We start from the raw sequence: 14,967 nt of genomic DNA, 5'->3' as shown, positions 1-14,967 counted from the left end.
GTGATAAGACTATTATACCACACATTAATATTTTATGCAATATTTAAATGTTACAAAGTACTAGAACGGAGAAAAATCACCTCACAAAATTCGCATATCATTATAGTGTCAACACCCCCTAGCGATTTCAAAACAAACCGGCAGACAGTTTTCCCAACTGTCTGCCGGTTTTTGCTTTCGGGTGATACTGCACAAAGCTGTCAGGCGAACTTTGCACGGTGCTGCCTTAGGGCAATACCGCACAAAGAGCGTCTGGCGACTTTGCACGGTATTGCCTTAGAAAATACTCATGAATCCGACTGCTTTTCCCAGTATGCGGATATTGTCCAGTTCTTCTCCCACATAGACCAGCGGAGAGTATGCCGGATTTTCCGGTACCAGCTGTAAGCGTGCGTGCTCTCTGTCGTAGTAGACCCGTTTCAGCGTGGCTTCGTCGTCAATGATTACAGCCGCGATCTCGCCGTTTTCCACCATGGGCTGGCTGCGGATAAACACCGCATCGCCGTCGTAGATCCGTGCCCCGATCATGCTGTCGCCCCGTGCCAGCAGACAGAAGTCCGCAGCAATTTCCGCATCAGCGATCAGAAAGGTCTCCCGATCTTCCTGTGCAAAGATCGGTTCGCCGCAGGCGATCTCACCCAGCAGCGGAAAGCGTTTCAGCTGAATCGGGCGAAGATTGGGATAGTCCTCCCACGAAACAGGCGGTTCTTCGGGGCTGTCATAGCCCAGCAGCCATGCTTCCTTTACGCCGAGAGCCTTCGCCAGCAGCCGCAGCTTGCTCTCCTTCGGGCGGAAAGAGCCGGAACAATACTGGCTCATGGTGGAACGGGAAATGCCGGTTTTGGCACACAAGTCAGACTGCGTCATGTGTTTTTGCTGCATCGCCTGCTGCAGCCGGTTGTGGAATGTTTCCATAGGGGTATACCTCCGTTGTTCTGTTTTTCGGAACAACTGCATTATACCACGCTTTTCGGGAAAAGACAAGGGGATTCGTTAGATTTTTTGAAGAAACCGGACAACTTTTCAAACCGGCGGAAAATCGGCTGCGATTTCTGTAAAATCATAGTTAGCTTATACTAACTATGAAAAACCACATTCTCGTTTCGGGAAACAAAGTTTTTTCAAAGGGGCATGACAAAAAAACAGCGTATTTCCGCGAAAAACTTTGCAAAACATGAGGTGTTTCAAAAGCTGTTGATTTTTTCACAAAGAAATGGTATAATGCAAAATGACATGAAATTTCCCGAATGGTGTCGTGTGACAGAAATTTTACCATTCGGGAATCGACACCGGAGGCTGTTATGCCGCTTGTTCATACAAAATTTGCGATTGTCCCTTGAAAAATCAGGCGGAATATGTTATAATATCATAGATAGTACATCATGTAGTTTTTCTCTGGAAAAGCGACGGCTTTCGGGGAGAATCCTTGATTTTTCTGTCGGGAACTGTCACAGACAGTTTCGCTATGGCGGTGCTGTGCCGTGTTGTACAGCAGATCTTTTTTGTGCCGTGCCGCCGTGAAAATGACGTTCGGACAGGACGGGATCAGGAGCCGCTTTCAGCGGTTCCGACAGCGAAGAAAGGCTGTTTTGTCATAAAAGTATGTTTCCGTGAAAGGGTGCATTGCATCGGCACGGGGATCCGGCTGTGGAACCGCAGAAAGACTGCGGACAAGCAGCCCGAACTGACGGACTGCAGCCGAGGGCAGGACAGTCTTTTTACCGGACACAAAAGCGTTTCTGCCGTACAGCAGAAACAGACACAATCACCATCATCAAAATTTCAAAATAGGAGAGATGAACATGGAGTATCGCATTGAACACGATTCGATGGGCGAAGTAAAGGTGCCCGCCGATAAGTACTGGGCAGCACAGACAGAACGCAGCCACGAGAACTTTCTGATCGGTGTGGGCATTGAAACCATGCCCCGCGAGATCACACACGCTTTCGGTATCCTGAAAAAGGCTGCCGCTATGGCAAACCACAAGCTCCGTCCGGAGCGTATGACAGAGGAGAAGCTTTCTGCAATCTCCACTGCCTGTGACGAAGTGATCTCCGGCAGCCTGAACGAGCATTTTCCGCTGGTTGTATGGCAGACGGGCAGCGGCACACAGTCCAACATGAACGCCAACGAAGTTATCGCAAACCGCGGTAATGAAGTTGCCGGAAAGAAGATCCTGCACCCGAATGACGATGTCAATATGAGTCAGTCTTCTAACGACACATTCCCCACTGCAATGCATATCTCTGCTGTTCTGGCTGTAGAGGATAAGGTACTGCCGGCAATTGACGAATTGGTGGCTACCTTCCGCCGTCTGGAAGAAGAACACAAGGGCATTGTAAAAAGCGGCAGAACCCACCTGCAGGATGCAACACCGATCCAGTTCTCGCAGGAGATCAGCGGCTGGCGTACTTCTCTCGAGCGTGATCGCGAGATGCTCGTTTCTGCGTTGCCGTACCTGAAGACACTGGCACTGGGCGGCACCGCAGTTGGTACCGGTCTGAATGCACCGGAGGGCTTTGACGTAGAAGTTGCCAAGGCAGTTTCTGAACTGACCGGCAAGGACTTCGTCACCGCTTCCAACAAATTCCACGCACTGACCAGCAAGGATGAGATCGTATTTGCACACGGTGCCCTGAAGGCTCTGGCTGCGGATATGATGAAGATCGCCAACGACGTTCGCTGGCTGGCAAGCGGTCCGAGAGATGGTCTGGGTGAAATCACCATTCCGGAAAACGAACCGGGTTCTTCCATCATGCCGGGCAAGGTCAATCCGACACAGTGCGAACAGGCAACGATGGTTGCTGTTCAGGTAATGGGCAACGACGTGGCAGTCGGCATGGCAGCTTCTCAGGGTAACTTTGAGCTGAACGTATTTATGCCGGTTTGTGCGTATAACTTCCTGCAGTCTGCACGTCTGCTGGCAGAGTCCATTGTCTCCTTCAATAAGAACTGTGCAGTGGGCATCTGTGCAAACCGCGAAAAGATGCACCATAACCTGCACAATTCTCTGATGCTGGTAACCGCACTGAACCCCTACATCGGTTATGAGAATGCTGCAAAAACTGCAAAGAAGGCGTTCCATGACAACATCTCGCTGAAGGAAGCCTGCGTAGAGCTGGGATTCCTGACAGCTGAACGGTTCGACGAAGTATTCCATCCCGAGGAGATGGCGTGAACCGTCTGCACTTCGGTGCAAAAAAACAGGAAGGAAAGGTAGTTTTGCTATGACATACAGTTATTTTCCGGGCTGTACACTGAAGACCAAGGCGAAAGACCTCGATCACTATGCTCGGATCTCTGCTGAAGCACTGGGCTTTACTCTGGAAGAACTTCCGGACTGGCAGTGCTGCGGCGGTGTGTATCCAATGGCGAAGAATGAGATCGCAACCAAGCTCTCATCGATTCGTGCACTGGCAAAAGCAAAGGAACTGGGACAGCCTCTGGTTACCCTTTGTTCTGCCTGTCATAATGTCATCAAGCAGGTCAACCATGATATGCAGACCGATGACAACATTGTTCTGAAAGCAAACAATTATCTGAAGCTGGCAGAGCCGTATCAGGGCGAAACCGAAGTTCTGCATTATCTGGAAGTACTGCGGGACAAGGTCGGCTTCGATGAACTGAAAAAGAAAGTGGTAAATCCGCTGAAGGGCAAGAAGATCGCCGCATATTACGGATGTCTTCTGCTCCGTCCGGGAAAGACCATGCAGATGGATAATCCGGAGAATCCGAAGATTCTGGAAGACTTTATCCGTGCAATTGGTGCAACACCGGTACTGTATCCGATGCGGAACGAATGCTGCGGCGGCTATCTGACACTGGACGAAAAGTCTGTGGCAGAATCCAGAAGCAACAAGGTGATGACCAGTGCCAAGGACCACGGTGCAGAAATGGTGATCACCGCATGTCCGCTTTGTCTGTACAACCTCCAGAAGAATTCCGGCGTTTCGGATCTGCCGGTCGTATACTTTACCGAGCTGCTGGCGGAAGCACTCGGTCTGAAATAAGGAGGAACGAAAATGGCAGATTTGAAAGAACTCGTTCTGACGACCAGCGGCGTGAATCCGCTGAAGTGTATGCGTTGCGGAAAGTGCAGCGGTACCTGTCCGTCTTATGATGCAATGGAATATCATCCGCATCAGTTTGTATATATGGTGGAAAAAGGTGACATCGAAAAGCTGATGGCATCGAAGTCCATTTATACATGCCTGTCCTGCTTTGCCTGCGTAGAACGCTGCCCGCGTGACGTGGAACCGGCAAAACTGGTGGAAGCAGTCAGACTGGCGGTAATCCGTCAGCAGGGACAGAATCACCTGAAATCGGAGCAGATTCCCGAAATGCTGGACGACGATTTGCCGCAGCAGGCAATCGTCAGTGCATTCCGGAAATACAGCAAATAAGGAGGCATAAAAATGCGGAGAATAGGTGTTTTTGTATGCCACTGCGGTACGAACATTGCGGCGACCGTCGACGTAAAAACTGTTGCTGAAACTCTTGGAAAAGAGCCGGCAGTCGTTTATGCGACCGACTATCCCTATATGTGCTCAGAGGCAGGCCAAAACATAATCAAAGATGCGATCAAGGAGTATCAGCTGGAGGGCGTTGTTGTATGTTCATGTTCGCCCCGTATGCATGAGGCAACTTTCCGTAAGACTGTTGCAGCAGCAGGTCTGAACCCCTACATGCTGGAAGTCGCAAATATTCGTGAACAGTGCTCGTGGATCCACAAGGATATTCCGGAGGCAACCGCAAAGGCAATCGTCCTCGGACGTGCAGCAATTGCAAAGGTTCTGCTGAATACCCCGCTGATCGCCGGCGAAAGTCCGGTAACCAAGCGTGCTCTGGTCATCGGCGGCGGTATCGCAGGTATCCAGACTGCTCTGGATATTGCAGAAGCCGGCTATCCGGTAGACATCGTCGAAAAGGAACCGACCATCGGCGGTAAGATGACACAGATCGATAAGACATTCCCGACACTGGACTGCTCGTCCTGTATCCTGACACCGAAAATGGTAGAATGTGCACAGAACGACAAGATCACGATCTACTCCTACAGTGAAGTAGAAGCAGTGACCGGTTTCGTGGGCAACTTCAGCGTCAAGATTCGCCGTAAGGCTCGTTTTGTCGATGAGGATAAGTGTACCGGCTGCGGTGCATGTACGGAAAAGTGTCCGGTAAAGAACATTCCGGACGCTTACAATCTGGGACTGAGCAACCGTCACGCTGCATATATCCCGTTTGCACAGGCAATCCCGAACGTTGCTGTTCTGGACTCCACACGCTGCATCAAGCTCACCAAGGGCAAGTGCGGTCTGTGTTCGACAGTTTGCTCTGCCGGTGCGATCGACTACGAGCAGAAGGAAACTTTCGTAGAAGAAAAGTACGGTGCAATCGTTGCCGCTACCGGTTACAATCCGATCAACATTGACGGCTATGACGAATTCGCATATTCCCAGAGCAAGGACGTTGTCACTTCTCTGGAATTCGAGCGGATCCTGAAGGCAGACGGTCCGACAGAAGGTCATTTGCAGCGTCTGTCCGACGGCAAGCAGCCGAAGACACTGGTATTCGTACAGTGCGTCGGCAGCCGTGAATCCGGTTCTCAGCATGGCTGCGGTAAGGAATACTGCTCCAAGATCTGCTGTATGTATACCGCAAAGCATGCAATGCTGTGCCGCGAAAAATATCCGGATACCGATGTCTATGTATTCTACATCGACGTTCGTACACCGGGCAAGAACTATGATGAGTTCTATCGCCGTGCCGTAGAACAGTATGGCGTACATTATATTAAGGGTATGGTCGGCAAGGTTGCTCCGCAGTCTGACGGCACACTGGATGTTCAGGCTTCTGACCTGATCTCCAACGAACAGCTGCACATCAAGGCAGATATGGTCGTTCTGGCTGCTGCAATCGAAGCAGACAAGAGTGCCCGTCCGCTGGCAACCATGCTGACTGCAAGCATGGATACCAACGACTTCTTCACAGAAGCTCACGCAAAGCTGCGTCCGGTAGAATCCCCGACAGCCGGTGTATTCCTTTCCGGTGTTTGTCAGGGACCGAAGGATATTCCGGAAACCGTTGCACAGGCTGGTGCCGCTGCTTCTAAGGTTATCGGTCTGCTGGCAAAGGACAAGCTGTCCTGCAACCCGTGCGTATCCCATTCGGATCCCATGAAGTGCAATGGCTGCTCGTCTTGTGCAAATGTCTGCCCGTACGGTGCAATTACTTATGAGGAGAAGGACTTCAGCCGCCGTCAGGACGGCTCGATGATTCGCCGCGTAGCAGTTGTCAATGAGGCAGTATGTCAGGGCTGCGGTGCTTGTACCGTTGCATGCCCGTCCGGTGCAATGGATCTGAAGGGCTTCGCAACCGGTCAGATTATGGCGGAGGTAGATGCAATATGCAAGTAAATCAGGAATTTAAACCGAAAATCGTCGCATTCTGCTGTAACTGGTGTTCTTATGCAGGTGCGGACCTTGCGGGTACAAACCGTTCAAATTATCCGGCAGATGTCAAGATCATTCGTGTACCTTGCTCCTGCCGTGTCAATCCACTCTTTATTCTGCGTGCATTCCAGCGTGGTGCAGACGGCGTGATCCTCTGCGGCTGTCACCCGGGTGACTGCCACTATACCACTGGTAACTACTATGCCCGCCGCAGAATGACACTGCTGTTCTCGATGCTGGATTATCTGGGTATCGAGAAAGAGCGTACCCGTGTAGAATGGGTATCCGCCGCAGAAGGTGCAAAGTTCGCTGCAACCATGAATGAGTTTGTAGAAACTGTCACTGCACTGGGCGAGAACAAAAGACTGGAGGATCTGAGATGCAAAGCGAAATGATGAAAAGAGCCTCCGAGCTGTTGGCAGACGGTACAGTTGTTCGTGTGCTGGGCTGGAAAAACGGTGAGTTTGTCTATGATCCCACACCGGCTGTGTTCGATTCTGCAGAAGCTTTGGAAAAGGATTTTGTATATCACGATTTCTGCGGCAGCAATCTGTCGAAGTATCTGATCAAACTGTCTAAGCTGGAGGGCAAGACACTGGTTTTCCTGAAGCCGTGTGATTCCTATAGCTTCAACCAGCTGCTGACAGAACACCGCATCAAGCGGGAAAACGTTTACATCATCGGCGTTCCCTGTGACGGCAAGCTGGATCCGGATAAGGTACGTGAAGCCGGTGCGGAAGGCATTCTGGGTATCACCACTGACGGTGACACCGTAAAGGCGGAAACCATGTACGGTGAAGTTTCTGTCAGCAAGAAGGACTGCCTGCTGGAACGCTGCGAAGTCTGCAAGAGCCACAAGGTTGTTGTCTACGATGAGATGCTGGGCGAAAACGGTGAGGAAAATCCGGAGTCCGGTCGTTTCGATATGGTCGCAAAGCTGGAGGCTATGACACCGGAAGAAAGATTCGCATTCTGGCGTGGGGAACTGTCCCGCTGCATTCGCTGCAACGCCTGCCGCAACATCTGTCCGGCATGTAGCTGCGAACAGTGCGTCTTTGACAATCCGGCATCTGGTGTTTCCCAGAAGGCAGCAGCAGACTCCTTCGAAGAAAACATGTTCCACATTATTCGTGCATTCCACGTAGCAGGTCGCTGTACCGACTGCGGTGAGTGCTCCAGAGTATGTCCGCAGCACATTCCGCTGCACCTGCTGAACCGGAAGTTCATCAAGGATATTAACACCTATTATGGTGAATATCAGGCTGGTGCAGAGGAAGGCAGCCGTGCACCGCTGGTGAACTTCACCAAGGAAGACTGCGAGCCGAATGTGGTTTATAAAGGAGGCAGCAAGTGATGAAAAAAGTATCTCGAGAAAATCTGGACGCTTTGTTCGCTGCCATCGCAGAAGCAAAGAAACTCTATCTGCCGGTTGCTGACGGCACCGATGAAAAACGCGGTGCAAAGTACAGCGTCTGGACACCGGAAGCAAAGTATGCTGCAGAGGCAGTCAACACTGTCCGCAGTGCCAAGGACTTTTTCTTCCCGCAGGTAGAAAACATGGTCAACTTCAAGGTCAACGGCAAGAAGATCGAAGTCGATGATATTCGTACTGAGTGCGAGGACTTCGTGATCTTCGGCGTGCGTGCCTGTGATGCGGCAAGCTTCAAGATCCTGGACAGCGTGTATCTGTCGGAACCGGTAGATACCTACTATCAGAACCGTCGGGAACACGGCGTGGTAATGACCATGTCCTGCAGCAAGCCCAGTGAAACCTGCTTCTGCTCGGTATTCGGTATCGATGCCGCAGAACCGGCTGGTGATGTCAGCTGCTGGCTGACAGATAATGCAGTGCTGATGCAGGCAAACACCGAAAAGGGTGAGGCTCTGCTGGCTTCTCTGCCGATGCTGGAAGATGCCGCAGACGATGCTGCGGAAGAATCCAAGGCAAAGACCAAGGCAATTCTGGAAAAGCTGCCGCTGAAGAACCTCTCTACCGACTCCTTTGGCGGAGATAAGCTGATGGAACTGTTCAGTTCCGATAAGTGGGCAAGCCTGTCAGAAGCATGTCTGGGCTGCGGCACCTGTACTTTCGTGTGCCCGACCTGTCAGTGCTATGACATTCGCGACTATGACACCGGTCACGGCGTACAGCGGTTCCGCTGCTGGGACAGCTGTATGTACTCTGACTTTACCAAGACAGCCGGCGGTCAGCCGCGTCCCACACAGCTGGAGCGTTTCCGTCAGCGGTTCATGCATAAGCTGGTTTACTATCCGGCAAACAACGACGGCGTATTTGGCTGCGTTGGCTGCGGTCGCTGCATGAAGAGCTGCCCGATTTCCATGAACATTGTAAAGGTCATGAAGACTTTAGGGGAGGGTAACGCATGAAACAAGAAGCATTGATTCCGAAGGTCGGCGTGGTAACTGACATTCGTCAGGATACTCCCGATGTCAAGACATTCCGCGTGGTCGGTCTGGACGGAAACAAACTGTTCGAGCATATGCCCGGTCAGTGTGCGATGGTTTCCATTCCGGGCATTGGCGAAGGTATGTTCTCCATTACATCTTCTCCGACAAACAAGGAATTCATGGAATTTTCGATCAAGAAGTGCGGCTGTCTGACAAGCTGGCTGCACATGATGGACGTTGGACAGGAAGTCACCGTCAGAGGTCCGCTGGGAAAGAACTTTCCGGTGGAAACCGTTCCGACACCGGAAAACGGCAACTATGGTCTGAAGGGAAAGGACCTGCTGTTTATCGCCGGCGGTATCGGTCTGGCTCCGCTGCGTTCCGTCATCAACTATTGCCGTGACAAAAAGCGTGAGAATCCTGACGCTTATGGTTCTCTGCATATCATTTATGGCTCCCGTTCCAAGGACGATCTGGTAGACTATCAGGAAATTCTGGACGAATGGAGTCAGGACTGCAAGGTGGATCTGACCATCGACCGTGAACAGGAGGGCTGGGACGGTCACGTTGGCTTTATTCCGAACTATGTCAAGGAACTGAAGCCGGACCTGAACCGTACTGTTCTGATCTGCGGACCTCCGATCATGATCAAGTTCACACTGGACGGTCTGAAAGAACTGGGCTTCCAAGAAGAACAGGTCTATACCACAATGGAACTGCGTATGAAATGCGGTATCGGCAAGTGCGGACGCTGCAATATCGGTGACAAGTACGTCTGCAAGGACGGTCCGGTATTCCGCTTTGATGAGCTGTCCGAACTGCCGAACGAATATTAATGGTAAAGGAGAATTCACATGGAACAGATGGTTAATGTGTTCGTGATGGGCAAGAAGTATGAGGTTCCTGCCAGTCTGACCATCATGAAGGCTTTGGAATACGCTGGCTATAAACTGGTTCGCGGCTGCGGCTGCCGAAATGGTTTCTGCGGTGCCTGTGCAACAATTTACCGGATCAAGGGTGACAGAGAACTGCACACCTGTCTGGCATGCTCCACACAGGTGGTAGAAGGCATGTACATCACACAGCTGCCGTTCTTCCCGCTGATCAAGGAGATCTATGACATCAACGAGGTTCGTCCGGACGAAACCGTAATGATGAAGAACTATCCGGAAATCTATTCCTGCATCGGCTGTAACGCTTGTACCAATGCTTGTACACAGGGTCTGAACGTTATGCAGTATATCGCATATGCACAGCGTGCGGAATATGCAAAGTGTGCAGAAGAATCTTTCGACTGCGTTATGTGCGGCGTATGTTCTTCCCGCTGTCCGGCTGGTATCTCGCACCCGCAGGTTGCAATGCTGGCTCGCCGCCTGAACGGTAAGTACATTGAACCGAAATGTCAGCATCTGGCAGATCGTGTCAAGGAAATCGAAGAAGGCAAGTGCGAAGAAGCAATCCGTGCAAATATGGCACTGAGCGATGCGGAGATTCGTGAAAAGTACAACAATCGTGAGATTGAAAAGTAAGGAGGTGCGGTATCATGTATACGGAAGAAATGCTGGAATCCATTAAGAAGGTAGAAGCAAAGCGTGCAGAAAATGCTGCAATGGAACCGAAAAGAATGACCGCAGAGGAAAAGGATCAGGTTCTGAAAGAAAACCACCCGGACTATCGCGAAGATCAGTTCGACGTGCTGACTGTTGGTCCGAACAAGGGCGAAAAGGCTCCGAAGGAACTGGTAAAAATGCTCCAGTCTGACAGCCGCCTGAAGGACAACCTGCCGGATCTTTCCTGTCCGGATTATGAAACCGACGTGCTCATCATCGGCGGCGGCGGTGCTGGTGCATCTGCTGCGATCGAAGCGGACAATGCCGGCGAAAAGGTTATGATCGTAACCAAGCTGCGTATCGGTGATGCAAACACCATGATGGCAGAAGGCGGCATTCAGGCTGCGGATAAGCCGAACGATTCTCCGGCACAGCACTTCCTTGACTGCTACGGCGGTGGTCACTTTGCTGCGGACAAGGAACTGGTTTATAAGCTGGTTACCGAGGCTCCGGAGGGCATTGAATGGCTGCAGGATCTGGGCGTTGAGTTCGATAAGGACGCAGAAGGCAACATGATCACCACCCACGGCGGCGGTACTTCCCGTAAGAGAATGCACGCTGCGAAGGACTACTCCGGTGCAGAGATCATGCGTACCCTGCGTGACGAAGTGCTGAACCGTAAGATTCCGGTAGTGGATTTCACTTCTGCAATCGAACTGATCATGGACGACAAGGGTCACTGTGCCGGTGCCGTTCTGATGAACATGGAAACCGGCGAGATCCTGATCGCCAAGGCAAAGGTTGTTATCATTGCTACCGGCGGTGCAGGCAGAATGCACTATCAGGGCTTCCCGACTTCCAACCACTACGGTGCAACCGCAGACGGTCTGGTGCTGGCTTATCGTGTGGGTGCTCCGCTGCGTGAGCAGTACACCCTGCAGTATCACCCGACCGGTGCTGCATTCCCGGAACAGATCTTCGGCGCACTGGTTACCGAAAAGGTTCGTTCTCTGGGTGCAAAGCTGGTAAACGTAGACGGCGAAGTCTTCATGAACCCGCTGGAAACTCGTGACGTTACCGCATCTACCGTTATTCGTGAATGCCGCCGCGGCAAGCAGGTAGACACTCCGACCGGTGGTCAGGGTGTATGGCTGGACGCTCCGATGATCGACATTATTCACGGCGAAGGCACGATCGAAAAGCGGATTCCGGCAATGCTGAGAATGTTCCTGAAGTATGGCATCGACATTCGGAAGCAGCCGATGCTGATCTATCCGACTCTGCACTACCAGAACGGTGGTGTCAAGGTTGGCACAGACAGCCAGACCTGCGTAGAAAACCTGTTCGTTGCCGGCGAAGCTGCTGGTGGTGTACACGGTGAAAACAGACTGATGGGTAACTCTCTGCTGGACGTTATCGTATTCGGTCGTAACGCTGGTAAGTACGCTGCTGCAAAGGCAAAGACTGTTGAAGTCGGCAAGCTGACTCTGGATCACGTTGCAAAGTTCGAAAAGGAACTGGCTGACGCTGGTATCCAGCCGGACGAAGTTTCTCCGAAGCTGCTTCCGGATTATACCCGCAAGGTAAACGACTAAAAACGTCTGTCACAGACAGCAATATCATATAGAAAGAGCCGATGATGCGGAAGCGTGTCATCGGCTCTTTTGTGAACTTTTTTCTTTTTACTTGACAAGATTCATGAAGTTGGGTATAATATAAGAGTAAAAGAGAGTAGCTGGCAGGAGATTCTCCTGTTTATGCGGCGTCAGTACGGTCGTTTGAGAAAATGACCCGCTTCATATCTAAACGGCAAGACTTTTACGGAGCACGTTTGACAGGAAAGCTGTCGGTTCCGTAAGGTCTTGCCGTTTTTTCTGTCCGTGCCTGTCCGACCCGCATGCTACAAAGGAAAGGAATGTTGTACATGAACGAACATTATCGGCAGAAACCGGAAGAACTCTGTCAGGAGTTAGGCACATGTCCAGAGGGACTATCGTCGGAAACTGCGGCGAAACATCTGGAACAGTATGGGAAAAATGCCATTGCAGAGGCGAAAAAAAAGCCGACGTGGCTGATTTTTCTGGAACAGTTCAAGGATTTTCTGGTCATTATTCTGATCATCGCCGCCCTGATCTCTGCATTTACCGGCGATCTGGAAAGCTTCATTGTCATTATCGCCGTAATCACCATGAATGCGATTCTGGGAACGGTGCAGACTGTCAAGGCGGAAAAGTCGCTCTCCAATCTGAAAAAGCTGTCGTCGCCTACGGCAAAGGTGCTCCGTGACGGACAGACAGCAATCCTGCCGGCAGAGGAGATCACTGTTGGTGACGTAGTCCTGCTGGAAGCCGGCGACCAGATCCCCGCGGACGGCAGACTGATCGACTGTGCATCACTTCAGACAAACGAAAGTGCCCTCACCGGCGAAAGCACCAATGTGGAAAAATCTCTGGACACCATTACAGATGAAGTGCCGCTGGCAGACCGGAAGAATATGGTGTATTCCGGTGGATTTGTCACCTACGGACGCGGTGCGTACGTGGTTACAGAAGTGGGCATGCAGACCGAAGTGGGAAAGATCGCTTCCCTGATCCAGAACGCAGAGGCTCGGAAAACCCCGCTGCAAATCACACTGGACCAGTTCGGCAAGCGGCTTTCTATCGGTATCATGATCGTCTGTGCACTGGTGTTCGTGCTGAGCATGATTCGCGTTGATGTGATCAATTTCAGTGCAGTTATGGATTCCCTGATGTTTGCCATTGCTCTGGCAGTTGCAGCGATTCCGGAGGCGTTGAGTTCCATTGTCACAATCGTGCTGTCGTTTGGTACTCAGAAGATGTCGCAGGAACACGCCATTATGCGAAAGCTACAGGCAGTCGAGGGACTGGGTTCTGTTTCCGTCATTTGTTCGGATAAAACCGGTACCCTGACACAGAACAAGATGACCGTCCGGAAAATCGTGGTGCAGGATCATATTATTGCCGCCGAAGATGTCAGTCCGGAAAATTCGGAGGAACAGGAACTGATTCTGGCTTCCGTGCTGTGCAGTGATGCCACATGTCAGGATGGCACCGAGATCGGTGACCCGACGGAAACGGCTCTGGTGCGGTTTGCCCAGAACTGCGGGCTGTCCGATGAGAAAATGCGTGGGGAACATGCCCGCATCAGCGAGATTCCCTTTGACTCCGACCGCAAGCTGATGTCTACCCTGAACCAGCACGGTGATGTGCGGAAAATGTACACCAAGGGTGCAACAGACGTGCTGCTGAACCGCATGACATGTTCTGATGCAGAGAAGCAGGAAATTGTGGAACAGGTGGAAGAATTGTCGAAACAAGGTCTGCGTGTACTCTGTTTTGCGTCAAAGCCGTTTTCCGGTGATACGCTGAGCGTTGAGGACGAAAACGACCTGACCTATCTGGGACTGATTGCCGAAATGGACCCGCCCCGTGAGGAATCCAAACAGGCAGTTGCAGAGTGCAGATCTGCCGGAATCAAGCCGGTAATGATCACCGGTGACCACATTGTCACCGCCTCGGCGATCGCCAAGGAGATCGGCATTCTGGAAAAGCCGGAAGAAGCTGTAGAGGGTGCGGCACTGGACGCTTACACTGACGAGCAGCTGGTGGACTTTGTGGCAGACAAATCGGTTTATGCCCGTGTGACACCGGAGCATAAGATTCGCATTGTCCGTGCATGGCAGAAGCGTGGCAATATCGTTGCCATGACCGGTGACGGTGTTAACGATGCACCGGCACTGAAACAGGCTGATGTAGGCGTGGCAATGGGCATCACCGGTACAGAGGTTTCCAAGGACGCTGCGGCAATGATTCTGACGGACGACAATTTCGCCACCATTGTCAAGGCAGTGAAGAATGGCAGAAATATCTACGAGAACATCAAGAAGGCAATTCTGTTCCTGCTGTCCGGCAATCTGGCGGGTATCATTACAGTGCTGTTCTGCTCGCTGGCAGGGCTGCCGGTGCCTTTTGCTCCGATCCACCTGCTGTTTATCAATCTGCTGACAGACTCTCTGCCGGCAATTGCACTGGGACTGGAACCCCATTCCGATGACGTGATGAAGAGAAAGCCTCGTCCGGCGAATGAGTCGATCCTTACCAAGGACTTTCTGGCAAAGGTGGGCTATTCCGGCGTGATTATCAGCATTGCCACCATTGGTGCGTTCCTGCTGGGCTATTTCTATCAGGGAGCACACAATGCCGGTGCAGCTATGACCATGGCATTTGCCACACTGTGCATGGCACGTCTGTTCCACGGTTTCAGCTGCAAGGCAGAGAAGCCGGTGATCTTTTCCAAGCGTCTGTGGAATAATCCGTTTGCGATTCTGGCGTTTGCGGCAGGCATGGTGCTCATTAATGCTGTGCTGTGGATTCCGGCACTGCATGGATTGTTCCAGATCGAAAACGGCATGTCCGGTGTGCTGATCGGTGCAATTTATGGTTTCAGCTTTGGCTCTATGATTCTGGTACAGATCGTAAAGGCGATTGTTGCAGCTGTAAAGAAATCCAAGTAAAGGCAGCATTGCACAAGCTTT

Annotated in this window: 12 protein-coding genes; 11 read left to right on the top strand and 1 reads right to left on the bottom strand. The window is 51.6% G+C overall.

Features of this window, described 5'->3' with window-relative positions; translation table 11 throughout:
• Positions 1-276: 276 nt before the first annotated feature.
• A complete protein-coding gene (locus DXB92_RS06365) occupies positions 277-915 on the bottom strand; it encodes a S24 family peptidase (RefSeq protein ID WP_040646940.1) in 639 nt (212 codons plus the stop codon).
• Between the two features lie 887 nt (positions 916-1,802).
• Between DXB92_RS06365 and fumC the strand changes: the two genes are divergently transcribed.
• From fumC to DXB92_RS06310, 11 genes are all read left to right on the top strand, one after another.
• Positions 1,803-3,179 carry a class II fumarate hydratase gene (fumC, locus tag DXB92_RS06360; RefSeq protein ID WP_040646939.1) on the top strand — a complete coding sequence of 459 codons (1,377 nt, stop codon included), beginning with the start codon at positions 1,803-1,805 and terminating at the stop codon, positions 3,177-3,179.
• Positions 3,180-3,228: 49 nt separating this feature from the next.
• Positions 3,229-4,011: a CoB--CoM heterodisulfide reductase iron-sulfur subunit B family protein gene (locus DXB92_RS06355; RefSeq protein ID WP_117733228.1), complete on the top strand. Its 783-nt coding sequence runs from the start codon at positions 3,229-3,231 to the stop codon at positions 4,009-4,011.
• A 12-nt stretch (positions 4,012-4,023) separates the two neighbouring features.
• Positions 4,024-4,404 carry a 4Fe-4S dicluster domain-containing protein gene (locus DXB92_RS06350; protein WP_021681314.1) on the top strand — a complete coding sequence of 127 codons (381 nt, stop codon included), beginning with the start codon at positions 4,024-4,026 and terminating at the stop codon, positions 4,402-4,404.
• Positions 4,405-4,416: 12 nt separating this feature from the next.
• On the top strand, positions 4,417-6,417 hold the full coding sequence (locus tag DXB92_RS06345) for a CoB--CoM heterodisulfide reductase iron-sulfur subunit A family protein (protein WP_021681313.1): 2,001 nt from the start codon (positions 4,417-4,419) through the stop codon (positions 6,415-6,417).
• Positions 6,408-6,848, top strand: a complete 441-nt coding sequence (locus DXB92_RS06340) for a hydrogenase iron-sulfur subunit (protein ID WP_021681312.1) — start codon at positions 6,408-6,410, stop codon at positions 6,846-6,848. The genes DXB92_RS06345 and DXB92_RS06340 overlap by 10 nt, the downstream gene beginning before the upstream one ends.
• Complete coding sequence (locus DXB92_RS06335; RefSeq protein WP_021681311.1) at positions 6,833-7,807, top strand: 4Fe-4S dicluster domain-containing protein; 975 nt, start codon at positions 6,833-6,835, stop codon at positions 7,805-7,807. Before DXB92_RS06340 ends, DXB92_RS06335 begins: the two co-directional genes overlap by 16 nt.
• Complete coding sequence (locus DXB92_RS06330) at positions 7,807-8,841, top strand: 4Fe-4S dicluster domain-containing protein (RefSeq protein ID WP_117733226.1); 1,035 nt, start codon at positions 7,807-7,809, stop codon at positions 8,839-8,841. The genes DXB92_RS06335 and DXB92_RS06330 overlap by 1 nt, the downstream gene beginning before the upstream one ends.
• A complete protein-coding gene (locus tag DXB92_RS06325) occupies positions 8,838-9,698 on the top strand; it encodes an FAD/NAD(P)-binding protein (protein WP_117733224.1) in 861 nt (286 codons plus the stop codon). The genes DXB92_RS06330 and DXB92_RS06325 overlap by 4 nt, the downstream gene beginning before the upstream one ends.
• Positions 9,699-9,716: 18 nt before the next feature.
• Positions 9,717-10,391, top strand: a complete 675-nt coding sequence (locus DXB92_RS06320) for a 4Fe-4S dicluster domain-containing protein (RefSeq protein ID WP_021681308.1) — start codon at positions 9,717-9,719, stop codon at positions 10,389-10,391.
• 14 nt (positions 10,392-10,405) lie between these two features.
• Entirely contained in the window at positions 10,406-12,007 is a 1,602-nt protein-coding gene (locus DXB92_RS06315; protein WP_117733222.1) for an FAD-dependent oxidoreductase, read from the top strand.
• 329 nt (positions 12,008-12,336) lie between these two features.
• Entirely contained in the window at positions 12,337-14,946 is a 2,610-nt protein-coding gene (locus DXB92_RS06310; protein WP_117733220.1) for a cation-translocating P-type ATPase, read from the top strand.
• Positions 14,947-14,967 lie beyond the last annotated feature (21 nt).

The sequence above is a fragment of the Ruminococcus sp. OM06-36AC genome (assembly GCF_003438725.1).
Classification (GTDB): Bacteria; Bacillota; Clostridia; order Oscillospirales; family Ruminococcaceae; genus Ruminococcus_C; species Ruminococcus_C callidus.
The sequence above is the reverse complement of the archived record's forward strand: the minus strand, read 5'-3'. Positions and strand labels throughout refer to the sequence as shown.